Origin of the sequence: Kitasatospora sp. NPDC094028 (assembly GCF_049543595.1) — a bacterium.
Classification (GTDB): domain Bacteria; phylum Actinomycetota; class Actinomycetes; order Streptomycetales; family Streptomycetaceae; genus Kitasatospora.
The window spans coordinates 47,844-71,587 of sequence record NZ_JBMVFA010000014.1 but is presented as its reverse complement, the minus strand read 5'-3'; the positions used below and the strand labels follow the sequence as shown (position 1 = coordinate 71,587).

The window sequence follows — 23,744 nt, the reverse complement described above, 5'->3', positions numbered from 1 at the left end:
ATTATTGGCTTATGCGCCTTTTCAGACCCTGCCCCCAAGCCGCCGGCGCCCCGGCCCGGAGCGTCTGATGACCACGCCCCCCACCGCCGACTCCCCCACCCCGAAGCGGCACACCCGCCCGGCCGCACCGGACGCCGCCGCGCAGGACGCCGCCGGCCTGCCGCGGAAACTGACCCCCCGTGAGGCCCAGACCCTCGCCCACCTCGCCGCCGGCCACGACCTCACCCGCACCGCCGCCGCCCTCGGCATCACCCCGGCCACCGCCCGCGGCCACCTCCACCGCGCGATGCGCAAACTGGGCGTCACCACCGAGGCCGAAGCCGTCGCGCTCGGCGCGGAGCCGGCAGGCGCCGGCACCGAGGCCGAGGCCCGGCCCGCGCGGGCGAAGGCGGCTCCCCGGCCCGGCACCGGAACCGCCGGTACCGGCCCGGCCCGAGCCGGCTCACCCGAACGGCGCACCGCCGCCGGGCCGTCCACGGGCGCGCCCGCCGGGCCGGATCCGAAACCGCGCGCGAACCCGGCGTCCGCGGCCGAGCGCCCCGGAACCGCCGCTGCCGCGGCACCCGGCGGCGCGGCGAAACGGCGCCCCGCCGAGACCGCCGCCGCCCCGCCGAGCCACGCGGTCCGGGCCGAAGCGTCGGCGGAGCACGGCACCGCCGCCGACACCGACGAACGGGCCGAGGCCATGGCGAAACAGAGCACCGCGCCGGACACCGGGACCCGCGGCGCAGGAGCCGCCGCCGACCCCGCCGGGGCGCGGCCCACGCCCGTCCCGCAACGGCGCGCCGCCGCGGCCCCCGCCGCCGGGCGGGCCGGGCGGGCGGCGGGCGGCTTCGAGGAGCTGTACGAGGCGGCGCACACCCGCCTGGTGCAGCAGGTGTTCCTGCTGACGGCGTGCCGGCACCGGGCGGTGCACTGCGTACGGCTGGCGTTCGGGGACGCCCGGCGCCGCTGGGCGCGGGTCGCGGCGACCGGGGACCCGGAGGGCTGGGTGCGGGCGCGGGCGAGCGAGCTGGCGCTGTCGCCGTGGCACCGGGGCGGGCCGCGCCGGGCGCACGTGTGGCAGCTGCCGCATCGTCGGATCAAGGTGCGCCCGGCGGACGAGTCGCAGGCGGTGCTGCCGGACCACGACCGGCTGACCGACCGGGACCGGGCGCTGCTGAAGGCGCTGAAGCGGCTGTCCCGGCCGCAGCGGCGGGCCCTGGTGCTGCACGACGGGCTGGGGCTGCCGGCGGCGGTGGTCGCGGTGGAGGTGGAGTCGTCCCGGGCGGCGGCGGAGGCCCGGGTGTGGGCGGCGCGGACGGCGCTGGCCGGGTGGGTGCCGGACCTGGTCGGGCCGGACCCGGCGGCGCCGGGGTTCGCGGACGGGCTGAGCGGGCTGCTGCACCGGGCGGCGGTGCGCGGCGTGCCGGCCCCGCACCGGCCGCCGGTGCCGGCGCTGCGGGCCCGGTACCGGTTGTGGACGGCGAGCCGGACGGGCGCGGCGGCGCTGCTGACGATGGCGGTGGGCGGGGCGACGCTGGCGACCCTGGCGGGGATCCGCCCGGCGGTGCTGACGCGGCCGCCCGAGCCGCCGGCCCCGGCGCTGTGCGTGCCGGCGGCGGACGCGGCGGAGGAGCCGGGCGTGCCGGTGCCGCCGGGCGGCGGCCCGAACGTGATCAGCAGCCTGTGGTGCAGCCCGTCGCCCGGGCTGGCGGCGGTGCTGGTGGAGCCGCAGCAGCAGGCGCAGGCGGCCGCCCGGTGGACGCTGGTACCGCACGGCGGCCGGGGTGCGGCGGCCCCGCCGCCGCAGGGGCCGGTGGCCTGCCCGCCGCTGACGACCCGTCCCTGCGCGTCCAGGCCGGACCTGGGGTGACACCGTCGTCCGGGCCCCTGCGCGAAGGGCCCGGACGAACGGCGAGCGCCCCCGCCCGGGAAGGGCGGGGGCGCTCGGCGTGCGGCCGGGGAAGGGTCAGCCGGCGATGATCTCGCGCGCCAGGCGGGCGGTCTCGGACGGCGTCTTGCCGACCTTGACACCGGCGGCCTCCAGGGCCTCCTTCTTCGCCTGGGCGGTGCCCGAGGAGCCGGAGACGATGGCGCCGGCGTGGCCCATGGTCTTGCCCTCGGGAGCGGTGAAGCCCGCGACGTAGCCGACGACCGGCTTGGTGACGTGCTCGGCGATGTAGGCCGCGGCACGCTCCTCGGCGTCGCCACCGATCTCACCGATCATGACGATGATCTCGGTCTCCGGGTCCTCCTGGAACGCCTTGAGGGCGTCGATGTGGGTGGTGCCGATGACGGGGTCGCCACCGATGCCCACGGCCGAGGAGAAGCCGATGTCGCGCAGCTCGTACATGAGCTGGTAGGTCAGGGTGCCGGACTTCGACACCAGACCGATCTTGCCGGAGGTGGTGATGTCGGCCGGGATGATGCCGGCGTTCGACTGTCCGGGGCTGATCAGGCCGGGGCAGTTCGGGCCGATGATCCGGGTCTTGTTGCCCTTCGAACCGGCGTACGCCCAGAAGGCGGCGGTGTCGTGCACCGGGACGCCCTCGGTGATGACGACGGCCAGCGGGATCTCGGCGTCGATGGCCTCGACGACGGCGGCCTTGGTGAACGCCGGCGGGACGAAGAGGACGGAGACGTCGGCCCCGGTCTTCTCCATCGCCTCGGCGACGGAGCCGAAGACCGGGATCTCGGTGCCGTCGACGTCGACCGTGGTGCCGGCCTTGCGCGGGTTCACGCCACCGACGATCTGGGTGCCGGAGGCGAGCATGCGGCGGGTGTGCTTCATGCCCTCGGCGCCGGTCATGCCCTGGACGATGACCTTGCTGTCCTTGGTAAGGAAGATAGCCATGGTGTTAAGTCCCCTTCCTTACTTGTTGGCCAGCTCGGCGGCGCGGTCAGCGGCGCCGTCCATGGTGTCCACGCGCTGGACCAGCGGGTGGTTGGCGTCGTCGAGGATCTTGCGACCCAGCTCGGCGTTGTTGCCGTCCAGGCGGACGACCAGCGGCTTGGAGACGTTCTCGCCCTTGCTCGCGAGGAGCTCCAGGGCCTGCACGATGCCGTTGGCGACCGCGTCACAGGCGGTGATGCCGCCGAAGACGTTGACGAAGACCGACTTGACGTCGGGGTCGCCCAGGATGATCTCCAGGCCGTTCGCCATGACCTCGGCGGACGCGCCGCCACCGATGTCGAGGAAGTTGGCGGGCTTGACGCCGCCGTGGCTCTCACCGGCGTAGGCGACCACGTCGAGGGTGCTCATGACGAGGCCCGCGCCGTTGCCGATGATGCCGACCTGGCCGTCGAGCTTGACGTAGTTCAGGCCCTTGGCCTTGGCAGCGGCCTCCAGCGGGTTGGCCGCGGCCTTGTCCTCCAGGGCCTCGTGCTCCGGCTGGCGGAACTCGGCGTTCTCGTCCAGGGAGACCTTGCCGTCGAGCGCGATGATCTTGCCGTCACCGGACTTGATCAGCGGGTTGACCTCGACGAGGAGGGCGTCCTCCTTGATGAAGACGGTCCACAGCTTCTGCAGGACCTCGGCGACCTGGTCGGCGACCTCGGCCGGGAACTTCGCCGCGGCGACGATCTCGGCGGCCTTCTCCGGGGTGCAGCCCTCGTTGGCGTCGACCGGGATCTTCGCGAGCGCGTCGGGGTTCTGCTCGGCGACGACCTCGATCTCCACGCCGCCCTCGACGCTGGCCATGGCCAGGAAGGTGCGGTTGGTGCGGTCCAGCAGGAACGAGACGTAGTACTCGTCCTTGATGTCCGCGGTCTGGGCCAGCATCACCTTGTGAACGGTGTGGCCCTTGATGTCCATACCGAGGATCGCCTCGGCCTTGGCAACGGCGTCGGCCGGGTCGGCGGCGAGCTTGACGCCACCGGCCTTGCCGCGGCCGCCCACCTTCACCTGAGCCTTGACGACGGCGCGGCCGCCGAAGCGCTCCGCGATGGCGGCAGCGTCTGCGGCGGTCTCGATGACATCGCCGTCAAGCACGGGCACGCCGTGCTTGGCGAAGAGGTCCCTCGCCTGGTACTCGAACAGGTCCACGTGTTTGTCCTTGTTCGTGGTCGCGGATTGTGTCTCTACGAGCGTGCCACGGCAGGATCTTCGCTGCGGGTCGTCGGGGCTGCTGCGGGTACGCAGAGGTACGGCCTTGCGGCCCACACAGCCACGGGCGCACACGTCAATCAACACGCGGGTCACGTCCGTCTGGCAGGTTATCCCCGTCGGACGGGCGTGTTCCGCCCGGGGCCTGCCCATAGTGGGTGATAACCGTCACAGCCCGGCCGTAAGGCGGTGGCGGGCGCGTGATCCGTCGATCGGGTGAGTTAGCGCGTACGGGTGAACGCTCAGGCCCCCTGGTCGGGCACCGGGATCGGTCGCTTCTCGATCGCCGCGGCCATGATCTCCGGGAAGGCGTCCGGGGTGCAGGCGAAGGCCGGCGCGCCGAGCGAGGCCAGCGCCGCGGCGTGCGCGTGGTCGTAGGCCGGGGCTCCCTCGTCGGAGAGCGCGAGCAGCGCGATGAACTGGACGCCGGCCGCCTTCATCGCGGCGACCCGCCGGAGCATGCCGTCCCGGATGCCGCCCTCGTACAGGTCGCTGATCAGCACCACGATCGTCTCGGACGGGCGGGTGATCTTCGACTGGCAGTAGGCGAGCGCGCGGTTGATGTCGGTGCCGCCGCCGAGCTGGGTCGCGAACAGCACGTCCACCGGGTCGGTCAGCTGCTCGGTGAGGTCGACCACCGAGGTGTCGAAGACGACCAGCCGGGTATCCAGGGTGCGCATCGAGGCGAGCACCGCGCCGAACACCGCCGAGTGGACGACCGAGGGTGCCATCGAACCGGACTGGTCGATGCAGAGGATGACGTCCTTCTTCACCGCGCGCTGGGCGCGGGCGTAGCCGATCAGCCGCTCGGGGACGACGGTGCCGTGCTCGGGCAGGTAGTTCTTCAGGTTGGCCCGGATGGTCCGGTCCCAGTCGATGTCGCGGTGCCGGGGGCGGTTGACCCGGGCGCTGCGGTCCAGCGCGCCGCTCAGCGTGGAGCGGGTCCGGTCGGCGAGCCGGCGCTCCAGGTCGGCGACCACCTTGCCGACCACGGCCCGGGCGCTCTCCCGGGTGGTCTCCGGCAGCGCGTGCTTGAGCGACAGCAGGGTGCCGACCAGATGGACGTCCGGCTCGACGGCCTCCAGCATCTCCGGCTCCAGCAGCAGGCGGTCCAGGCCGAGCCGGGTGATCGCGTCCTGCTGCATCAGCTGGACGACGGTCGACGGGAAGTACTCCCGGATGTCGCCCAGCCAGCGGGCCACCTGCGGGGCCGAACCGCCGAGCCCGGCGCTGCGCCGGCCGGCGCGGCCCGGGCGGGCCCCCTCCTCGGGGGCGCCCCGGTAGAGCGCGGCGAGGGCGCCGTCCATCGCGGCGTCGCGGCCGCGCAGGGTGCGGCCGGTGCCGTCCGCCTCGCCGCCGAGCACCAGTCGCCAGCGGCGCAGCCGTTCGTCGGTCGTGGTCGCCATCGGGTTCTCCTCGGGTGGTGTCAGGTGTTGCGGCCGGCGGCCTGGCGGGGGATCTTCGGGCGCACGCCCAGCAGCAGGGCCAGCACCGGGACGGCGGCGTCGGCGCGCGCCGCGTCGAGCTCGCCGCCCGGGGCGTCCGCGGCCGGTGCCTCGCCCAGCGGGCCGGCCGCGACCCGGCCGCCGATGGTGTTGCGCACGCCCGCCTCCAGGCCGGCGAAGGTGCGGCGCAGCAGCGGCAGGACGTCGGTGAAGACCTCGGCGCCGACGCCGGTCAGCCACTCGTCGAGCAGGGCCAGCAGCCGGGGGTCGTGCAGCAGCAGGGCGCCACCGCCGGTGAGGAAGCCCTCCACCCAACCCGCCGCGTCCGCCGGTGAGTTGGCGGCGGACAGGACGAGCCGCAGGCGGCGGGCCGCCTCCGCCGAGTCGAGCCGGCCGTCGTCCAGCAGCAGCCGGACGGCCCGGCCGCGCAGCAGGCCCGGGGCGCCGGTGGCCGGGCCCGCGGTGGGCTCGCGGCGGGCGAGCGAGTGCAGGGCGGCGGCCCAGCGCCCGGCGAGCGCGTCCCGGTCGGCGGCCGGGCCGTCCACGCCGTCCGCGTCGTCCGCGTCGTCCGCGTCGTCCGCGTCGTCGGTGCCGGGGTCGAGCAGCCCGATCGCGCCGTGCACCTCGTCGATCCGGGCGCGCATCGCGGTGGCGCTCTCGGCGTCCAACCCGACGCAGGCGGGCGGCAGTCCGACGCAGACCCGGTCGGCCAGGCCGACTGCGGCCTCGGCGAGCGCGCCGTGGTCGGTGCCGCGGACGTCGCCGTAGCGCAGCGCCCGGACGAGCGCGGGCAGCGCGCCGGCCAGGTGCGCCACGTCGGTGTCCAGCGCGGCGCAGTCGGCGAGCACCCGCATCACGGCGGGCAGCGCACCGGACAGCCCGGCGAGCAGGCAGGTCTCCACCAGGCCGGTCAGCTCGGCGAGTTCGCCGGCGGCGCGGGCGGTGCCGACCGCCTTGTTGACGGCCGCCTCCTCGACCGTGGTGCCCCACTGGGCGGCCTCGGCGATCCGCACGGCGAACTCGGGCTGCCAGTGCAGCCGCCAGCTCTCCCGGAACGTCCCGGTCGAGTTGACCGCGGAACGGGCCGGCACGCCCCACTCGACGCCCAGCAGCCGCAGCCGGTGCAGCAGCCGGGAGCGGGCCGCGTCGGTGTCCTTGCGCAGGTCGAGGTCGAGCTCCTTCGGCTTGGCCTCGGGCTTGAGCCGCAGCGAGCGCTGCAGCCGGGCCAGGTCGCGCTGCAGCGGCACCGCCGGTGCGGCGTCCGGGACTTCACCGAGCGCGTCGCCGACCACCAGGCCGTCCCGGACGAGCTCCAGGGCGACGTCCGAGCCCTCGCAGAGCACCGCGCGGACGGCGTCCATGGTCTCGGTCAGCCCGGCGAGCGGGCGGCCGCGCAGGACGGCCAGCGTCTCGGCGAGCCGGACGGCCTCGATGACGTGCGCGGAGGACACCGGGTGGTCCTGGGCGCGCAGCAGGTCGGCGGCCCGGGTGAGCCAGCGCGGCACCGGATCGCCCTCGGTGGTGAACAGGTGGTGGTACCAGCCGGGCGACTGGATGCCGGCGCCGTAGCCGGTGGCCTGGGAGAGCCGGCGGTGCGTCCACGGGATCCAGGTGACGTCCGTCTTCACCTTCTTCGGCAACTCGGCGAGCAGCGCCCGGTCGTGGGCGACGGTGGGCATCGTCGCCAGCGCGGGGACGTGGAAGGCGCCGCAGACCACGGCGATCCGCCGGTGCCCGGCGCGGCGGGCGGCGCGGATCTGCTGGCGCATGTGCGCCTCGCGCAGCAGGTCGCGGCGGGACTCGCCGAGGCCCTCGGCGCGCAGTGCGCCCATCGCCTCGGCGACGGCGGCGAACGGCGCGAGGACGGCTTCGATGTCGGCCTCGGTGTCCGCGTCGGTCTCGGTGTCCGCGTCCGCGTCGGCGTCGGCCGCGGAACCGGTGCCGGCCGCGGGGGCGCGGTGCTCGACCACGTCCTCCCACCAGCGCTCCGCGTCGTCGTGGCCGGCGGCCTCGGCGAGCAGCGCCAGCGGGTCGGCGGGCGCCTGCGCCGCGTCCGCCCCGGCCGGTTCGGCCGCCTCGGCGGCCGCGAAGCCGTACCCGGCCGGCAGGTCGATGAAGCGGACCGGCAGGTCGTGCTCGACGCCGTACCGGATCGCCACCCACTCCGGGGAGAACTCGGCGTACGGCCAGAAGGCGGCCTTCGCCGGGTCGTCCACCGCGTGGGCGAGCAGGGCCACCGGCGGCACCAGGTCCTTCTCGGCGGCGAGGTGGACGACCGCGTCGGCCTCCGGCGGGCCCTCGATCAGCACCGCGTCCGGCCGCCACCGGGCCAGCGCGGCGGCCACCGCCCGGGCCGAGCCGGGGCCGTGGTGCCGGACGCCGAGCAGGGCGAGCTCGGGGGCGGTCATGCGGTGACCTCGCGGGCGGCCCGGTAGAAGTCCTTCCAGCCGTCGCGCTCGCGCACCACCCCTTCGACGTACTCGCGCCACACCGCCTGGTCGGCCACCGGGTCGCGGACGACGGCGCCGAGGATGCCGGCCGTGACGTCCCCGGCGCGCAGCACGCCGTCGCCGAAGTGGGTGGCGAGCGCGAGTCCGTTGGTGACCACGGAGATCGCCTCGGCGGTGGAGAGGGTGCCGCTCGGGGACTTGACCTTCGTCCGGCCGTCCGTGGTGAGGCCGGCCCGCAGCTCGCGGAAGACGGTGACCACCCGCCTGATCTCCTCGGCGCCGCCGGGCAGTTCGGGCAGGTCGAGGGAGCGGCCGAGCTGGTTGACCCGGCGGCTGACGATGTCGACCTCCTCCTCCAGCGAGCCCGGCAACGGCAGCACCACGGTGTTGAAGCGGCGGCGCAGCGCGCTGGACAGCTCGTTGACGCCGCGGTCGCGGTCGTTGGCGGTGGCGATCACGTTGAAGCCACGCACGGCCTGCGTCTCGGTGCCCAGCTCCGGGATCGGGAGCGTCTTCTCGGACAGGATGGTGATCAGGCTGTCCTGCACGTCGGCCGGGATGCGGGTCAGCTCCTCGACCCGGGCGATCCGGCCCTCCGCCATCGCCCGCATCAGCGGCGAGGGCACCAGGGCGTCCCGGCTCGGGCCGTTGGTGAGCAGCTGGGCGTAGTTCCAGCCGTACCGGACGGCCTCCTCGGGCGTGCCGGCGGTGCCCTGCACCAGCATCGTGGAGTCGCCGCTGATCGCGGCGGCCAGGTGCTCGGACACCCAGGTCTTCGCGGTGCCGGGCACGCCGAGCAGCAGCAGCGCGCGGTCCGTCGCCAGGGTGGTGACGGCGACCTCCACCACCCGGCGCGGACCGATGTACTTGGGGGTGATCGCGGTGCCGTCCGGCAGCTCGCCGCCGAGCAGGTAGGTCGCGACGGCCCACGGCGACAGCTTCCACCGCTCGGGGCGCGGGCGGTCGTCCTGGGCGGCCAGGGCGGCCAGTTCACCGGCGAAGGCGTCCTCGGCGTGCTGCCGCAGAACGTCGGTCATGTCGGGCTCCTTCGGGTCGGCCGCCGGGCACACGGGTGCCCCGGCGGCGGGGTGATCGGGGGGAGCCAGGTCGGCGTCCCGGCCTGTGGGACCAACCCTGCAACGTGCCACTGACAACGCCGGGGACCGGCCGCGACGGGCCGCCAGTCGTTGTCAGTGCCGCCGCCTACGGTCGGTCGCATGGAGGAACGCTGGAGCACCGAACACGTCCTGTCCCTGGCCCCTGACGCCGCGTCGCAGAAGGCGGCGGGCAAGCTCTCCTCGCCCGCGCCGTGGTCCGGCGCGGGCACCGACGGCACCGCGCTCTGGGGCGAGTGCAAGGGCAGCGGCAGCACGCCGTACCGCACGGTGATCGAACTCGCCACACCCGCCTACCAGTGCAGCTGCCCCAGCCGGAAGTTCCCGTGCAAGCACGCGCTCGGACTCCTCCTGCTCTGGAGCGGCACCCCCGAGGCCGTCCCGGTCGCCGAGCCGGCCGACTGGGCCGCCGACTGGCTGGAGGCCCGTCAGGAGCGCGCCGAGAAGGCCGCGGAGAAGCGCGCCGAGAAGCCCGCCGCCGATCCGGAGGCCGTCCGCCGCCGGGCCGAGAAGCGCGGTGCCCGGGTCGCGGCCGGCGCGGCCGAGCTGCGGCTGCGGCTCGCCGACCGGGTCCGGCACGGCCTGGCCGACCAGTCCACGGCCGGCCCCTGGGAGGAGGTCGCCGCCCGGATGGTCGACGCGCAGGCCCCCGGCCTGGCCACCAGGGTGCGGGAGCTGGACGCCCTGCCGCAGGAGCGGCTCCTGGAGGAGTACGCGCTGCTGCACCTGCTGGCCACCGCCGCCACCCGGGTCGACGAGCTGCCGCCCGAGCTGGCCGCCACCGTCCGCAGCCGGGTCGGCTACACCCTGGACGCGGCCGAGGTGCTGTCCGGGCCGACCGTCCGGGACCGCTGGCTGGTCCTCGGCTCACGGGACACCGCCGACGAACGGCTCACCACCCGCCGGGTCTGGGTGCGCGGCGCCAAGACCGGCCGGCCCGCCCTGCTGCTCGCCTTCGGCCGCCCCGGCCAGGCCCCCGACCTCGCCCTGCCCACCGGCCGGCTGCTGGAGGCCGAACTGGCCTTCCACCCCGGCGCCCGCCCGCTGCGCGCCGTCCTCGGCACCCGGTACGGCGCGCCCGAGCCCGGCCCGCAGGCCCCGCCGGACGGGCTCACCGTCGCCGAGGCGGTCGCCGGGTACGGCATGGCGGTGGCGGACGACCCGTGGCTGGACAGCTGGCCGACCGTGCTGGCCGGCGTCGTGCCGGTCCGCACCCCGGACGGCTGGCACCTGACGGACGGCCACCACACCGTGTCCGTCCGCCCCGCGGCCGTACCGGAGGCGGCGCTGTGGCGGCTCACCGCGGTCTCCACCGGCCGCCCGCTGACCGTCTTCGGCGAGTACGGCCACCAGGGCTTCGCCCCGGTCACGGCCTGGTCCGCCGACCGGCACCCGGTCGGCCTCACTTCTTAGGAGCACCCAGCATGACGATCACCCAGGACCCGTGGGAGACCCTGCAGACCACCGCCCTGCTCGGCACCGACCGCCGCCCGCTCCCGGCCGCCGCCCTGCCGCTCGCCGACGCCGTGGACCGCACCGACCCGGCCGCCGCCCTGCTGGAGCTGGCCGCGCTCGCCGCCGTCCGCCGCCGGGCCGGCGCACTGCCCGTCCCCGCCGCCGAGCCGCCCGGGCCCCCCGCGCCCGAGGACCACCGCCCCGAACTCCCCGCGGCGGCCGCCCGCCGGCTGAGCGTCCTGCTCACCGGCCGCTCCGGCGGCGGCGCCACCCTGGCCAACCTGGCCGAGCTGCTGCCGCAGTGGCTCGGCACCGCCCGCGACCGGGGCCTGCGGGCGCCCGCCGCGCTGATACCCGGCCTGCTCGACGCCGCCCGGGCCCGCAGCGAGCTGCGCGCCGACGCCGTCGCACTGGCCGGCCCGCTGGGCCGCTGGCTGGCCGAGCGGAACCCGGACTGGCGGTTCGTGCTGCGCACCGCCGCCGACCGGCCGGCGGCACGGCCCGGCGACCAGCACGACGAGGGCGCCCGGAATGCCCACCAGCCGTGGCACGAGGGCCTGTTCGCCGAGCGGGTCACCCATCTGACGCTGCTGCGCCGCAGCGATCCGGCCGCCGGGCTGGAGCTGCTGCGCAGCACCTGGCCGACCGAGCGCGCCGAGGACCGGCTGCTGTTCCTGGACGCCCTGCAGGACGGCCTGTCCCCCGCCGACGAGCCCTTCCTGGAGGCCGCCCTCGGCGACCGCAGCAAGAACGTCCGGGCCACCGCCGCCGAGCTGCTCTCCACGCTGCCCGGTTCGGCCCTGGCGCACCGGATGGCGGAGCGGGCCCGGGCCGCCGTCCGGCTCTCCGAGGCCGGCACCCACCTGCTGGTCACCCCGCCCGCCGAGTGCGACGCGGCCATGCAGCGGGACGGCATCACGCCCAAGTCGCCGACCGGGCGCGGCGAACGGGCCTGGTGGTTCGGCGAGGTGGTGGCCGCCGCGCCGCTGTCGGCCTGGCCGGAGAGCACCGGGCTGACGCCCGACCAGCTGCTCGCGCTGCGGGTCGGCGACAGCATCGACGAGACCAGCAGCAGCTGGGCCGACGACCTGCGGGAGGCCTGGGCGCGCGCCGCCGTCCGCCAGCACGACGCCGACTGGGCCCGGGCGCTGCTCGGCCCGGCCCCGACCGGGCCCGCGCGCGGCGGCCGGGCCCGCGCACCGCGCGCCACCGGCGCCCCGGCGAAGCTGCTGGCCGTCCTGCCGCCCGAGGAGCGCGCCGCCTGGACGGCCGCGTTCATCGAGGTGCACGGCCTGGGCGAGGCCTTCCAGCTGCTCGGCGCCTGCGCGGCCCCGTGGACGCCGCCGCTGTCCACCGCCGTGGTGACGGCGCTGGCCCGGGCCGCCTCCTCCGGTGGCTACCCGTGGAGCCACAGCGGGGTGCTCGGGATGACGGAGCGCGCGCTGGCGCCCGAAACGGCCGCCGCCGTCGAGGAGTTGGCGGCCGGGGCGACGCCGGACTCGGCCTGGTCGGAGACCTTCGGCCGGCTGGCCGGCACCCTGCGGTTCCGGGCGGCGATGCTGGCCGAACTGGAGGGCTGAAGCCCTGCGCCGACAGGCCGGCGCACGAAGCCGGCCGCCCGACCGACCGGCACACGAAACGGCGGGCCGGCCCCCGCGGTGAGGGGCCGGCCCGCCGTCGACGTCCCTGCGGTCAGACCGCCGTGCGCAGGTTGGCCTCGACCCAGGCGACCACGTCCCGGGTGGGCGTGCCCGGGGTGAAGATGTCCGCGACGCCCATCGCCTTCAGCTCGGCGATGTCCTCGTCCGGAATGATCCCGCCGCAGAAGACCTTGATGTCGGCCGCGTCGCGCTCCTTCAGCAGCTCCAGCACCCGGGCGCACAGCGTCATGTGCGCGCCGGACAGGATCGACAGCCCGATGCCGTCCGCGTCCTCCTGGATCGCGGTGTCGACGACCTGCTCGGGGGTCTGGTGCAGCCCGGTGTAGATGACCTCCATACCGGCGTCGCGCAGGGCGCGCGCGATGACCTTGGCGCCACGGTCGTGACCGTCGAGCCCCGGCTTGGCGACCACCACACGGATCGGCCCCGACACACTCATCACTGCCTCCTGGACCTCGTCGTCCACCATCCGACCGGACCTCGTGGGCCATCGGCGCGGTTAACGGTCAATAACCAACCTGAGGGGAGGGTAGCGCCACCGGGGCCGGTAGACCGAGCCGCCTCCCAAGACGAGGGCAAAGTCACAGCCCAAAGCCTTGCTACCGGCGAGTAACGCCGCTCCCAGGCCCAACACCGCCCCCCGGGCGACCTCTTGACAAGCGGAGGGTTTTCGGGGGCGTCGGCCTTGCGGCTACAGTCACGGCTGTTTTCCCCTCGCCCGACGACGTGCCCGAGGCCCACCGAGGAGGCAGCCCCCGATGGCTCCCGACGCAGCCGCCCGCCCGACCCGTGCGGAGCTGCGCCTCGCCGCCCGCGAGCAGTCCCGTGCCCACCGCCGCGGCGCCGCCAAGGCCGCCACCCGGGCCGCGCTGTTCCGCGTCGCCGTCCCCTCGGTGGCCGCGCTCGGCGTGGCGGGAGCCGCGGCGATCACGGTGGTGCAGCAGGAGGACGGTCGGGTGCCGGCCCAGGCCTCGGCCGCCGACGCCCCGGACCACACCGCCGCCGCCGAGGCCGCCCGGCAGGCCGTCGCGGCGGACGGGCCCGGCCAGGCCTCGCGCGGCGACGCCCGGCAGCCGCTGGCCGGCGCCCAGCCCGCCACCGACAGCACCGCGCAGCCCGCGGCCCAGCCGGCCGCGGCCAAGGTGGTCATGCCGGTCGCCAAGCACGGCCTCGGCGAACTGTTCGGCGCCTCCGGCACCCACTGGATGCGCCGCCACACCGGCATCGACTTCCCGGTGGACGGCGGCTCCGAGGTCTACGCCGTCACCGACGGCACGATCCGCACCCAGTGGAACCCGTTCTACGGCTACATGTCGATACTCAAGATGCCGGACGGCACCGAGGCCTGGATGTGCCACCTGCAGAAGTACAAGGTCCGCAAGGGGCCGGTGAAGCAGGGCGACGTGATCGCCTTCGTCGGCAGCAGCGGCAACAGCACCGGGCCGCACCTGCACTTCGAGATCCGCCCGGCGGACGGCAGCGGGCCGGTCGACCCGCTGCCGTGGTTCCTCCAGAACGGCCTGGACCCCCGCTAGTTCACAGCTTCTCGACGGGCGCGTAGCGCAGCAGCAGCTGCTTGCGCCCCTCGGTGCCGAAGTCGACGGTGGCCTGCGCCCGGTCGCCGACGCCGGTGACGGCCACCACGGTGCCCAGCCCGAAGCTGTCGTGGGTGACCCGGTCGCCGACCGCGAGCGAGACCCCCTCGCGTTCCACGACCTGGCCGCCGCGCCGCGCCGACTGCCCCCAGCCCGCCTTCGGCTTGGCCGCGGACGAAGCCCCGGCGGAGCGCGAACTCCCGCCCCCGGACGAGGACTTGCCCCAGGACGAGCCCGAGGAGAAGCCCCGCGGGGCGGGCGCCTGCGCCGCACCCATCCGCTTCCACTCGACCAGCGTGTCCGGGATCTCGTCCAGGAACCGCGAGGCCGGGTTGTAGGCCGGCTGCCCCCAGGCGCTGCGCAGCACCGAGCGGGTCAGGTAGAGCCGCTCGCGCGCCCGGGTGAGCCCGACGTAGGCGAGCCGGCGCTCCTCCTCCAGCTCCTTGACCTGGTTGAGCGCCCGCATGTGCGGGAAGATCCCGTCCTCCATGCCGGTCAGGAAGACGACCGGGAACTCCAGGCCCTTGGCGGTGTGCAGGGTCATCATCGTGATGACGCCCTGCCCGTCCTCGTTCTCGTTCTCGTCCGGACTTCCTCCTTCCGTCCCGTACTGCTTCGCGTCCGGGAGCTGGTCCGAGTCGGCGACCAGCGCGACCCGCTCCAGGAAGTCGGCCAGCGAGCCGACCGGCGGCGTGCCCTCCTCGCCGGCGTCCGGCCGCTCGCCCGGGTCCTGCTCGTACTCCAGGGCGACGGAGGCGAGCTCCTGCAGGTTCTCCACCCGGGTCTCGTCCTGCGGGTCGGTGGAGGACTGCAGCTCGGCCAGGTAGCCGGTCTCCTCCAGGACGGCCTCCAGCACCGCCGCCGGGCCCGCGCCCGACTCGACGACCTGGCGCAGCCCGGCCATCAGGACGTTGAACTTCTTCACCGCGTTGGCCGAGCGCGCGGCCATCCCGTACGCCTCGTCGACCCGTACCAGCGCCTGGGCGAAGGAGATCCGCTCCCGCGCGGCCAGCGCGTCGATCATCGCCTCGGCGCGCTCGCCGATGCCGCGCTTGGGCACGTTGAGGATCCGGCGCAGCGGCACGGTGTCCTCCGGGTTGGAGAGCACCCGCAGGTACGCCAGGACGTCCCGGACCTCCTTGCGCTCGTAGAAGCGCACCCCGCCGACCACCTTGTACGGCAGGCCGACCCGGATGAACACCTCCTCGAACACTCGGGACTGCGCGTTGGTCCGGTAGAAGATCGCGACGTCGCCGGGCTTGGCCTCGCCCTTGTCGGTGAGCCGGTCGATCTCGTCGGCGATGAACTGGGCCTCGCCGTGCTCGTCGTCCGCGACGTAGCCGATGACCTTCTCGCCGTGCTCGCCGGCCGTCCACAGCTTCTTCTCGCGGCGGTTGGCGTTGCGCTCGATGACGGCGTTGGCGGCGCTCAGGATGGTCTGCGTGGAGCGGTAGTTCTGCTCCAGCAGGATCGTGGTCGCGTTCGGGTAGTCCTCCTCGAACTGGAGGATGTTGCGGATGGTCGCGCCGCGGAAGGCGTAGATCGACTGGTCCGCGTCACCGACCACGCACAGCTCGGCGGGCGGCACCTCGGCCAGCTGCGCGGCGGCCGGGTTCACGAAGTCCCCGTCCGCGGTGCGCTTGGGCGCGGCGGCGACGGAGCCCCCGCTCAGCTCGCGGACCAGCATGTACTGGGCGTGGTTGGTGTCCTGGTACTCGTCGACCAGGATGTGCCGGAACCGGCGCCGGTAGTGCTCGGCGACGTCGGGGAAGGCCTGCAGCAGGTTCACCGTCGTCATGATGATGTCGTCGAAGTCCAGCGCGTTGGCCTCGCGCAGCCGCCGCTGGTACAGCGCGTACGCCTCGGCGAGCTTCTTCTCCATCGGGTTGGCGGCCTGGTCGGCGAAGGTCTCCTCGTCGATCAGCTCGTTCTTCAGGTTGCTGATCTTCGCCGTGAAGGACTTCGGCGGGAACTGCTTCGGGTCCAGGTCGAGGTCGCGGCAGACCAGCGCCATCAGCCGCTGCGAGTCGGCCGAGTCGTAGATCGAGAAGCTGGAGGTGAAGCCCAGCTGCTTGGACTCGCGGCGCAGGATCCGCACGCAGGCGCTGTGGAAGGTGGACACCCACATCGCCCGGGCGCGCGGGCCGACCAGCGCCTCGACGCGCTCGCGCATCTCGCCCGCGGCCTTGTTGGTGAAGGTGATCGCCAGGATCTCGCCCGGCTGCACACCGCGCGCGCCCAGCAGGTGGGCGATCCGGTGGGTCAGCACCCGGGTCTTGCCGGAGCCGGCGCCGGCCACGATCAGCAGCGGCGAGCCGGCGTGCAGCACGGCCTCGCGCTGCGGGTCGTTCATGCCCTCCAGCAGCTGCGCCGGATCCACCACCGTCCGGGCGGCGCCGTTGCGGTACCAGGCGTCCCGCTCGGCCTCCGCGGCGTGGTCGGTCTGGAACAGCCCCTCCGGGATGGCCTCCTCGTAGGCGTCGTACGACTGCTCCTCCCCGTACGGCTGGTCGTCCTCGTACGGCGGGGGCTCCTCGTCGATGGCGTCGATCGGCGCGGCGGGCTGCTTCGACCCGGCGGCAGGAGCCTCGAAACCGGGGAGCGGGAGGTCGTCAAAGAGGCTATTCATGGCACTGCCGAGTCTATGGCCACCCACCGACAAGCCCGCCCGCCCGAACGGAACCGGGGCGGACGGGCTCGACGACCGGGCGCTCAGGCCGGGTGCTCAGGCCGGGTGCTCAGGCCCGGTGCTCAGACCAGGCGGCGGGCGGTGGCCCAGCGGGTCAGCTCGTGGCGGTTGCTGAGCTGCAGCTTGCGCAGCACGGCGGAGACGTGGCTCTCGACCGTCTTCACCGAGATGAACAGCTGCTTGGCGATCTCCTTGTACGCGTAGCCGCGGGCGATCAGCCGCAGCACCTCGCGCTCGCGCTGGGTGAGCCGGTCGAGGTCCTCGTCCACCGGCGGGGTGTCGGTGGCGGCGAAGGCGTCCAGCACGAAGCCCGCCAGCCGGGGCGAGAACACCGCGTCGCCGTCCGCGATCCGGAAGATCGCGTCGACCAGGTCGGTGCCGGTGATGGTCTTGGTGACGTAGCCGCGCGCACCGCCGCGGATCACGCCGATGACGTCCTCGGCGGCGTCCGAGACGGACAGCGCCAGGAACTTGACTCCCCCCTGATCCCCCATCACGCCGACCGAGCGGCGCAGCACCTCGACGCCGCCGCCGCCGGGCAGGTGGACGTCGAGCAGCACCACGTCCGGCCTGGTCTCGGCGACCACGCGGACCGCGGAGTCGACGTCGTCGGCCTCGCCGACCACGTCGATGCCGGTCACCTCGGTACGGCCGATCTCGGCCCTGACCCCCGTCCGGAACATCCGGTGGTCGTCCACCAGGACGACCCGTGCCGCACGCTCCGGAGCTGCCTCAGTCATTCGTTCTCTCCATCTCCAGCTCGACCTCGGTACCGCCACCCGCCGCCGGCCGCACCCGGGCGGTGCCGCCGTGGCGCTTCATCCGGCCGATGATCGACTCCCGTACGCCCATCCGGTCCTCGGGCACCGTGTCGGGGTCGAAGCCGGGGCCGTGGTCGCGCACGAACACCGACACCTTCCGCCCCTCCACCTCGGCGTAGACCTGGACCGGTCCCCCGCCACCGTACTTGGCCGCGTTGACGGTCGCCTCCCTCGCGGCCTGCATCTGTGCCGCGATCTTCTCGTCCATCGGGCAGTCGCCGACGACGACCAGCTCGACCGGGACACCGTGCCGGTCCTCGACCTCGGCGACGGCGGCGCGCAGGCTCTCCGCCATGGTGTCCGGCGCGGCCTCCGCGGCGGCCTCCGGGCGGTACAGCCACAGCCGCAGCTCGCGCTCCTGCGAGCGGGCCAGCCGCTGCACCTCCTTGGGGTCCTCGGCGCGGCGCTGGATCAGGGTCAGGGTGTGCAGCACCGAGTCGTGGATGTGCGCGGCGATCTCCGCGCGCTCCTGGGCGCGGATGCGGGCGGTGCGCTCGGCGCCGAGGTCCTGCCACAGCCGCAGGCCGTACGGGCCGAGCAGCACCAGCACGCCGGCGAGGACCGCGAGCGAGGCCTGGATCACCGAGCCGATGGTCGAGCCGCTGCCCTGCACGGCGAGCAGCGCGATGGTGCCGGCGACCACGAGCAGCACGCCGCCGCCGACCCGGGTGTAGGCGCCGCGCCGCTTCTCGCCCTCCTCCAGGCCGAACCAGCGCTGCCAGCGCGAGTCGTCGGCCTGCCGCCAGACCAGCGCCACGCCGACGCCGATCGCCAGCAGCGGCCAGGTGTACGGCTTGGCGGGCTGCCAGCCGAGCACGTTGAGCAGCACGATCAGGCCGATCACCAGCACGACCAGGGCGGCGAGTTGGCCGAGCCCGCCCTGCCCGCCGCGGCCGGCCGGCGCCGCCGCGGCCTCCTCGCCCTGGCCTGCGGCCGGGGGCACCGGCGCGAGCGGCTCGCCCTGCAGGGTGTGCTGCAGCAGTTCGCGCAGCCGCCCGAGCCGGCCGCCGCCGCGGCCCTTGGTCAGCGGGCTGCCCTGCTGCCCGCCGCCGGCCGGGACGAAGCCGCCGTTGACGTACACCCACTGCGCGGCGCCGCGCCGCGCGGGCTCGCCGATGCCGATCGGCACCACGAACCAGAACGCGGCGTACAGCAGCGCGCCGATCCCCTGCGCGAAGAACAGCAGCACGAACGCCAGCCGCACCCACCGCACCGGCAGCCCGAGGTGCACCGCCAGGCCGTGCGCGACGCCGCCCATCATCCGCCCGTGCGGGCTGCGGTAGAGCCGGCGGTACGGCGGGCGCTCGCCGGGTGCGCCGGGGTCGGCGCCGGCCGAGCTGCTGTCGGGGGCGAGGGGGCGGGGATCGGTACCGGGTGCTGCCACGGCACCGATGGTTCCACGCGGGCGCCCGCGGGCGCATCAGGGTGTCTCCCTACCCGTTATCAGGGACAAGTCAGGGTACGGGCAGGGCTGCTCCCGGTTGGGCGCGGCCGGGACCAGCCGGAAGGATGGTCCCCATGACCGAGGACCACCGCATCGAGGAGGCCGGGCCCGCCGCCCCGCCGGAGCCGGACCGCCCCCCGCTGACCAGGGCCGAACACCACCGCGTGGTGGCCGGAGTCTGCGGCGGCCTCGGACGGCACCTGGACATCGACCCGGTGGTCTTCCGGGTGGTCACCGTGGTGCTCTGCCTCTCCGGCGGCCTCGGGCTGTTCCTGTACGGCCTGGCCTGGCTGGTCGTCCCGACCGAGGGCAGCACCGACGCCGCGGGCAAGGGCGGGCGCACCGAACTCCAGCGGGTGCTCACCGGCCGGGTGGACGGCCAGTCGATCGGCGCGGTGCTGCTGACCGTGATCGGCACCGGGGTCTTCTTCTCCTCGATGGGCGACGGCGACCAGATGTTCCCGCTGCTGCTGCTCGCCGGGCTGGTGTTCCTCGCGGTGCGCTACGACCCGGAGCGGCGCCGCGGCCGCCGGCGCGGGCGCCGTCGCGGCGGCCCGTACGACCGGCTGTACGCCGAGGCCGGCGGGTACGCCTGGCCGCGGCCGGGCGAGGACGAGGCGGCCCGGGCCGCGCACGCCGCCGCCCGGGCCGCCGGGACCGTCCCGTCCGACACCCCGGCCCCCGGCCCGAGCGGCTACCTGTGGGACCCGCGCCACCCCGAGCGCAACCCGTACGGCACCGACGCGACGCCCGCTGCGCCGTACAGCCCGCCGACGCCGGTCGGCGCGGCCCGTCCCTGGTGGCAGCGCCCCGACCTGCCGGAGGGCGACCCGCTGCGCAAGGACGGCCCGCCGCGCCGCCGCGAGCCGGCCGTGGTCCGCCACCCCAAGGAGCGCTCGGCGCTCGGCTTCTTCGGCTTCGTCCTGGCGATCGGCGTGGGCGCCGCGATCTGGTCGGCGAACTACGGGCACACCGACGTCACCAAGCTCAGCCAGGTGGCGCTGGCCGGCGGGCTGCTGGTGGTGGGCCTGACCCTGCTGCTCGCCGCGAAGTTCGGCAAGGCCCGCAAGCTCGCGGTGATCGGCCTGCTGGCCACCCTGGCGCTGTCCGCCGTCGGCCGCTCGCCGCACTCGATGCAGAACGCGGTCGGCGAGCGCACCTGGACCGTCGCCACCGCGAGCGACCTGCGGGACCGCTACAACCTCGGGGCCGGCGAGATCAGGCTCGACCTCTCCGGGCTCGACCCGGCCGGCGCCGCCCTCGCCACCAAGGTCGACCTGGGCGTCGGCGAGGTGACCGTCGTCCTGCCGCCGGACGTCGACGTGACCGTGGTGGCCCGGGTGGGCCTCGGCAACGTCTCCGTCCCGGACGGCCACGAGGACGGCACCGGGCGGCACACCTACCAGCTGTCCCCGGCGAACGGCCGGGCCGCGAAGGGCACTCTCAACCTCCAGCTCGGCATCGGGCTGGGCGACATCAAGGTGGTCCAGCAGTGAGGAAGCACCGGCTCGACGTGTTCTCGCTGATCGCGGGCGCGCTGTTCACCGTGATCTCCGTCGTCTACCTGGTCGCGGCGCTCAACGACCAGTCGGTGAACGGACGGATCGTCATCCCGACCGCCTTCATCGTGCTCGGCGCCGGCGGCCTGATCGGCGCGGTGGTGGCGGTCGCCCGGCGCGGCCGCGGCGAGCGCGAGTAGGAGCTCCCGCCCCGGCTCAGCTCTGCAGCGGCCCGAGGTTCAGCTGGTCGCCGTTTCTGGTCACGGTGTACTTCGGCAGCGGCTTGGTCGCCGGGCCGTTGACCACCGCGCCGGTGGCGGCGTCGAAGCGCGAGCCGTGGCACGGGCAGTACAGCTGGCCGTTCTTCGGGGCGTCCACCGCGCAGCCGGAGTGGGTGCACACCGCGGAGAGGCCGCAGTACTGGCCCGCCTTGGGCTGCACGATGTAGACGGCGTCCCCGGTGGCCGGGTCCTTGACCTGGGCCGAGCCGCCGACCGGCACGCTCGCCGCGGCCACCGCGGGGGCCTGCGCCGGGGCGGCGGAGACGGGGGCCGCGGACTGCTTGGGGGCGGCCGTCCTGTCCCGGCCGAAGGTGCGGGTCAGCGAGCCGGCGAGCAGCCCGGCGCCGCCGATCGCGACCGCCGCGATCCCGCCGTCCATCACCGCCCGGCGCCTGACGTGCTCCTCGGTCAGCCCGCGCGAACGGTCCCGCCCGGCCCGCCGGGCCAGGTAGCCGTCCACCGACAGGTACGGCGTGCCGGCCAGCAGCAGCGGCGTCCAGGCCATCAGGTAGGCGAGGTCGTTGCCGAGGTAGTACGGCGAGACGTTCCAGCTGACGGTCAGCCAGAGGCTGAGGCTGATCAGCGCGCCGCCGAGCGCCGCCATCCGGCCCCAGAGGCCGAGCAGGGTGCCGAGGCCGACCGCCAGCTCGCCGAAGGCGATGGCCAGCGAGAACAGGGTGGAGTGGTCGAGGGCCGGGCCGAGCAGGAAGGAGATCAGGCTGCCGCCCGCCTTGGCCGCCCGGGTCTGCGAGACGAACGAGGCCGGGTCGCCCGCGCCGGCCAGGAAGTGCGCGTCGGAGAGCTTGTCGAGCGCGGCGTAGACGAGGGTGACGCCGAGGAACAGCCGCAGGGGCAGCAGCGCGTACCGGGACGCGAGCGCCCGCCGCTGCGCCGCCCGGTCGGCCCGGCCGGCCGCTCCCCCGTCGACCGGCACGGAGTTGCTGGCCTCCGACATCCCTCACACCTTCCCTCGCGGCCTGCCACTGCCTGACAGGTCCGCCCCGCATTCTGCCCGGTCCTGAACGCTTTCGGTGGGAGGTCCCACCCCCGGGACCGCGAACGGCCGCGCCGCCGCTCCCTCGGGTCAGGGAACGACGGCGCGGCCGTCGAGGCTCCGGTCGGGTCAGCGACCGGCGGGAGTGATCACTCCCACTCGATGGTGCCCGGCGGCTTGCTGGTGACGTCGACGACGACGCGGTTCACGTCGCGGACCTCGTTGGTGATCCGGGTGGAGATCTTGGCCAGCACGTCGTACGGCAGGCGCGACCAGTCGGCGGTCATGGCGTCCTCGGACGAGACCGGGCGCAGCACGATCGGGTGACCGTAGGTGCGGCCGTCGCCCTGCACGCCCACGCTGCGGACGTCGGCGAGCAGCACGACCGGGCACTGCCAGATCTCGCGGTCCAGACCGGCCGCGGTCAGCTCCTCGCGGGCGATCGCGTCGGCGTCGCGGAGCAGGTCCAGCCGCTCCTCGGTGACCTCGCCGACGATCCGGATGCCCAGGCCGGGGCCCGGGAACGGCTGGCGCTGGACGATCTCCTCCGGCAGGCCCAGCTCCTGGCCGACCATCCGGACCTCGTCCTTGAACAGCTTGCGCAGCGGCTCGACCAGCTGGAACTGCAGGTCCTCGGGCAGGCCGCCGACGTTGTGGTGGGACTTGATGTTGGCGGTGCCGGTGCCGCCACCGGACTCCACCACGTCCGGGTACAGGGTGCCCTGGACCAGGAAGTCCACCGACTCGCCCTGCTCGCCGGCCTCGGCCACGATCTCGGCCTGGGCCTGCTCGAAGACCCGGATGAACTCGCGGCCGATGATCTTGCGCTTCTCCTCGGGGTCGGTGACCCCCTTCAGCGCGTTCAGGAAGCGCTCGGAGGCGTCGACGACCTTCAGCTGCACGCCGGTGGCGGCCACGAAGTCCTTCTCGACCTGCTCGGTCTCGCCCTTGCGCATCAGGCCGTGGTCGACGTAGACGCAGGTCAGCCGGTCGCCGATGGCCTTGTTGACCAGGGCGGCGGCGACCGCGGAGTCCACGCCGCCGGACAGGCCGCAGATCGCGCGCTTGTCGCCGACCTGCTCGCGGATCAGGGCGATCTGCTCCTCGACCACGCTGCCGGTGGTCCAGGTCGGGGCGATGCCGGCGCCGCGGTAGAGGAAGTGCTCCAGGATCTGCTGGCCGTGGTCGGAGTGCAGCACCTCGGGGTGGTACTGGACGCCGTACAGGCGGGCCTCGTCGTTCTCGAAGGCCGCGACCGGGACGAGGTCGGTGGAGGCGGTGACGGTGAAGCCCTCCGGGGCCGCCGAGCACGCGTCGCCGTGCGACATCCACACCGAGTGCTGCGCCGGGACGCCCTCGAACAGGGTGGAACCGCTCCGGGACACCGTCAGCGGGGTGCGGCCGTACTCGCGGGCGCCGTTGTTGTCGACGGTGCCGCCGAGGGTCTTGGCCATCAGCTGGAAGCCGTAGCACATGCCGAAGACCGGGACACCGGCCTCGAAGATCGCACGGTCGAGCTGCGGCGCGCCCTCTTCGTAGACCGACGACGGACCGCCGGAGAGGATGATCGCCTTCGGGTTCTTGGCGAGCATCTCGGCGACCGGCATGCTGCTCGGCACGATCTCGCTGTAGACCCGCGCCTCACGCACCCGACGGGCGATGAGCTGGGCGTACTGGGCACCGAAGTCGACGACCAGGACGGTGTCGTTGTCCGGTACGGGCTGGACGGGAATTGCAGAGGACACGGACGGCCTTCCGGCAGCGGTATCGAGGGTGTCTCGCCGGACCACCTTCCCGGCGGGGCGGGCGGCGGCGGACGGGTGTGGGGTGTCTGGACACCGATTCTACCGGGCTGTCCGGTTTCACTCGTCTGCCCGTCCGAACGACCGTGACCGGGCGGGCCTCCGGTTCGTTGCTTCCTACGACCGTACGGCCGCGCCGCGCCCGCCAGACGCGCCGCCGCCGCCCCCGGCCGGGGGCACGCCGCACGGGCAGCAGGACCACGCGTGGAGCTCCACCCCAGTCCACCGGCGCATGTGGCGCCGCCGCCCCGGCCCGCCGGGGAGCGCGGCACCGTGGGACCGTGCGCGGGTGTCGCGGCCGGCCAGCAGGGGACAGCGACCCCGGCCGCGACTGGGTCAGCAGAGGTGGGGCGGCCGGCCCTCGGGGACGCCCGGACCGGCCGTCGCACCCCGGTACGACCCCGCA

17 protein-coding genes are annotated in these 23,744 nt (G+C 74.8%); 6 read left to right on the top strand and 11 right to left on the bottom strand.

Features of this window, described 5'->3' with window-relative positions:
- The first annotated feature begins 67 nt into the window (after positions 1 to 67).
- Positions 68 to 1,855 (top strand): LuxR C-terminal-related transcriptional regulator, encoded by a 1,788-nt coding sequence (locus ACPC54_RS21645; RefSeq protein ID WP_498966865.1) that lies wholly within the window; start codon positions 68 to 70, stop codon positions 1,853 to 1,855.
- Between the two features lie 96 nt (positions 1,856 to 1,951).
- On the opposite strand, the gene sucD is transcribed toward ACPC54_RS21645, so the two are convergent.
- From sucD to ACPC54_RS21620, 5 genes are all read right to left on the bottom strand, one after another.
- Positions 1,952 to 2,836 carry a succinate--CoA ligase subunit alpha gene (gene sucD, locus ACPC54_RS21640; RefSeq protein WP_030280912.1) on the bottom strand — a complete coding sequence of 295 codons (885 nt, stop codon included), beginning with the start codon at positions 2,834 to 2,836 and terminating at the stop codon, positions 1,952 to 1,954.
- An 18-nt stretch (positions 2,837 to 2,854) separates the two neighbouring features.
- On the bottom strand, positions 2,855 to 4,027 hold the full coding sequence (sucC, locus tag ACPC54_RS21635) for an ADP-forming succinate--CoA ligase subunit beta (protein ID WP_498966863.1): 1,173 nt from the start codon (positions 4,025 to 4,027) through the stop codon (positions 2,855 to 2,857).
- 302 nt (positions 4,028 to 4,329) lie between these two features.
- Positions 4,330 to 5,493 carry a VWA domain-containing protein gene (locus tag ACPC54_RS21630; RefSeq protein ID WP_498966862.1) on the bottom strand — a complete coding sequence of 388 codons (1,164 nt, stop codon included), beginning with the start codon at positions 5,491 to 5,493 and terminating at the stop codon, positions 4,330 to 4,332.
- Between the two features lie 20 nt (positions 5,494 to 5,513).
- Entirely contained in the window at positions 5,514 to 7,940 is a 2,427-nt protein-coding gene (locus ACPC54_RS21625) for a DUF5682 family protein (RefSeq protein ID WP_498966861.1), read from the bottom strand.
- Positions 7,937 to 9,019 carry an ATP-binding protein gene (locus ACPC54_RS21620; RefSeq protein WP_498966859.1) on the bottom strand — a complete coding sequence of 361 codons (1,083 nt, stop codon included), beginning with the start codon at positions 9,017 to 9,019 and terminating at the stop codon, positions 7,937 to 7,939. The genes ACPC54_RS21625 and ACPC54_RS21620 overlap by 4 nt, the downstream gene beginning before the upstream one ends.
- Positions 9,020 to 9,199: 180 nt before the next feature.
- On the opposite strand from ACPC54_RS21620, the gene ACPC54_RS21615 reads away from it, so the two are divergent.
- Positions 9,200 to 10,510, top strand: coding sequence for an SWIM zinc finger family protein (locus ACPC54_RS21615; RefSeq protein WP_498966858.1), 1,311 nt, complete (start codon positions 9,200 to 9,202; stop codon positions 10,508 to 10,510).
- A gap of 11 nt (positions 10,511 to 10,521) precedes the next feature.
- On the top strand, positions 10,522 to 12,132 hold the full coding sequence (locus ACPC54_RS21610; RefSeq protein WP_498966856.1) for a DUF5691 domain-containing protein: 1,611 nt from the start codon (positions 10,522 to 10,524) through the stop codon (positions 12,130 to 12,132).
- A gap of 112 nt (positions 12,133 to 12,244) precedes the next feature.
- Here ACPC54_RS21610 and icmB read toward each other — a convergent pair whose 3' ends face one another.
- The gene (icmB, locus tag ACPC54_RS21605; RefSeq protein ID WP_498966854.1) at positions 12,245 to 12,652 is read right to left on the bottom strand and encodes a coenzyme B12-dependent isobutyryl CoA mutase small subunit; all 408 of its coding nucleotides are present in this window, start codon (positions 12,650 to 12,652) and stop codon (positions 12,245 to 12,247) included.
- 319 nt (positions 12,653 to 12,971) lie between these two features.
- Here icmB and ACPC54_RS21600 point away from each other — a divergent pair, with 319 nt between their 5' ends.
- Positions 12,972 to 13,748, top strand: coding sequence for a M23 family metallopeptidase (locus ACPC54_RS21600; RefSeq protein WP_498966853.1), 777 nt, complete (start codon positions 12,972 to 12,974; stop codon positions 13,746 to 13,748).
- 1 nt (position 13,749) lies between these two features.
- On the opposite strand, the gene pcrA is transcribed toward ACPC54_RS21600, so the two are convergent.
- The 3 genes from pcrA to ACPC54_RS21585 form a co-directional block, all read right to left on the bottom strand.
- On the bottom strand, positions 13,750 to 16,437 hold the full coding sequence (gene pcrA, locus ACPC54_RS21595; protein ID WP_498966851.1) for a DNA helicase PcrA: 2,688 nt from the start codon (positions 16,435 to 16,437) through the stop codon (positions 13,750 to 13,752).
- 122 nt (positions 16,438 to 16,559) lie between these two features.
- Entirely contained in the window at positions 16,560 to 17,237 is a 678-nt protein-coding gene (locus ACPC54_RS21590) for a LuxR C-terminal-related transcriptional regulator (RefSeq protein WP_498966849.1), read from the bottom strand.
- On the bottom strand, positions 17,230 to 18,702 hold the full coding sequence (locus tag ACPC54_RS21585) for a PspC domain-containing protein (RefSeq protein ID WP_498966847.1): 1,473 nt from the start codon (positions 18,700 to 18,702) through the stop codon (positions 17,230 to 17,232). Before ACPC54_RS21585 ends, ACPC54_RS21590 begins: the two co-directional genes overlap by 8 nt.
- Positions 18,703 to 18,836: 134 nt before the next feature.
- Between ACPC54_RS21585 and ACPC54_RS21580 the strand changes: the two genes are divergently transcribed.
- Positions 18,837 to 20,258: a PspC domain-containing protein gene (locus tag ACPC54_RS21580; RefSeq protein WP_498966845.1), complete on the top strand. Its 1,422-nt coding sequence runs from the start codon at positions 18,837 to 18,839 to the stop codon at positions 20,256 to 20,258.
- Positions 20,255 to 20,461 carry a hypothetical protein gene (locus tag ACPC54_RS21575; protein ID WP_498966843.1) on the top strand — a complete coding sequence of 69 codons (207 nt, stop codon included), beginning with the start codon at positions 20,255 to 20,257 and terminating at the stop codon, positions 20,459 to 20,461. The genes ACPC54_RS21580 and ACPC54_RS21575 overlap by 4 nt, the downstream gene beginning before the upstream one ends.
- Positions 20,462 to 20,477: 16 nt before the next feature.
- Here ACPC54_RS21575 and ACPC54_RS21570 read toward each other — a convergent pair whose 3' ends face one another.
- Both ACPC54_RS21570 and guaA read right to left on the bottom strand, forming a co-directional pair.
- Positions 20,478 to 21,497 (bottom strand): Rieske (2Fe-2S) protein, encoded by a 1,020-nt coding sequence (locus ACPC54_RS21570; RefSeq protein WP_498966842.1) that lies wholly within the window; start codon positions 21,495 to 21,497, stop codon positions 20,478 to 20,480.
- Between the two features lie 188 nt (positions 21,498 to 21,685).
- Positions 21,686 to 23,281 carry a glutamine-hydrolyzing GMP synthase gene (guaA, locus tag ACPC54_RS21565; protein ID WP_498966840.1) on the bottom strand — a complete coding sequence of 532 codons (1,596 nt, stop codon included), beginning with the start codon at positions 23,279 to 23,281 and terminating at the stop codon, positions 21,686 to 21,688.
- Positions 23,282 to 23,744: the final 463 nt, after the last annotated feature.

What these genes read in the sequence shown, in the direction of transcription:
- ACPC54_RS21645 (WP_498966865.1), top strand. Translation starts at nt 68, where the DNA reads ATGACCACGCCCCCCACCGCCGACTCCCCCACCCCGAAGCGGCACACC.
- sucD (WP_030280912.1), bottom strand. Translation starts at nt 2,836, where the DNA reads ATGGCTATCTTCCTTACCAAGGACAGCAAGGTCATCGTCCAGGGCATG.
- ACPC54_RS21630 (WP_498966862.1), bottom strand. Translation starts at nt 5,493, where the DNA reads ATGGCGACCACGACCGACGAACGGCTGCGCCGCTGGCGACTGGTGCTC.
- ACPC54_RS21625 (WP_498966861.1), bottom strand. Translation starts at nt 7,940, where the DNA reads ATGACCGCCCCCGAGCTCGCCCTGCTCGGCGTCCGGCACCACGGCCCC.
- ACPC54_RS21620 (WP_498966859.1), bottom strand. Translation starts at nt 9,019, where the DNA reads ATGACCGACGTTCTGCGGCAGCACGCCGAGGACGCCTTCGCCGGTGAA.
- ACPC54_RS21615 (WP_498966858.1), top strand. Translation starts at nt 9,200, where the DNA reads ATGGAGGAACGCTGGAGCACCGAACACGTCCTGTCCCTGGCCCCTGAC.
- ACPC54_RS21610 (WP_498966856.1), top strand. Translation starts at nt 10,522, where the DNA reads ATGACGATCACCCAGGACCCGTGGGAGACCCTGCAGACCACCGCCCTG.
- icmB (WP_498966854.1), bottom strand. Translation starts at nt 12,652, where the DNA reads ATGAGTGTGTCGGGGCCGATCCGTGTGGTGGTCGCCAAGCCGGGGCTC.
- ACPC54_RS21600 (WP_498966853.1), top strand. Translation starts at nt 12,972, where the DNA reads ATGGCTCCCGACGCAGCCGCCCGCCCGACCCGTGCGGAGCTGCGCCTC.
- pcrA (WP_498966851.1), bottom strand. Translation starts at nt 16,437, where the DNA reads ATGAATAGCCTCTTTGACGACCTCCCGCTCCCCGGTTTCGAGGCTCCT.
- ACPC54_RS21590 (WP_498966849.1), bottom strand. Translation starts at nt 17,237, where the DNA reads ATGACTGAGGCAGCTCCGGAGCGTGCGGCACGGGTCGTCCTGGTGGAC.
- ACPC54_RS21580 (WP_498966845.1), top strand. Translation starts at nt 18,837, where the DNA reads ATGACCGAGGACCACCGCATCGAGGAGGCCGGGCCCGCCGCCCCGCCG.
- ACPC54_RS21570 (WP_498966842.1), bottom strand. Translation starts at nt 21,497, where the DNA reads ATGTCGGAGGCCAGCAACTCCGTGCCGGTCGACGGGGGAGCGGCCGGC.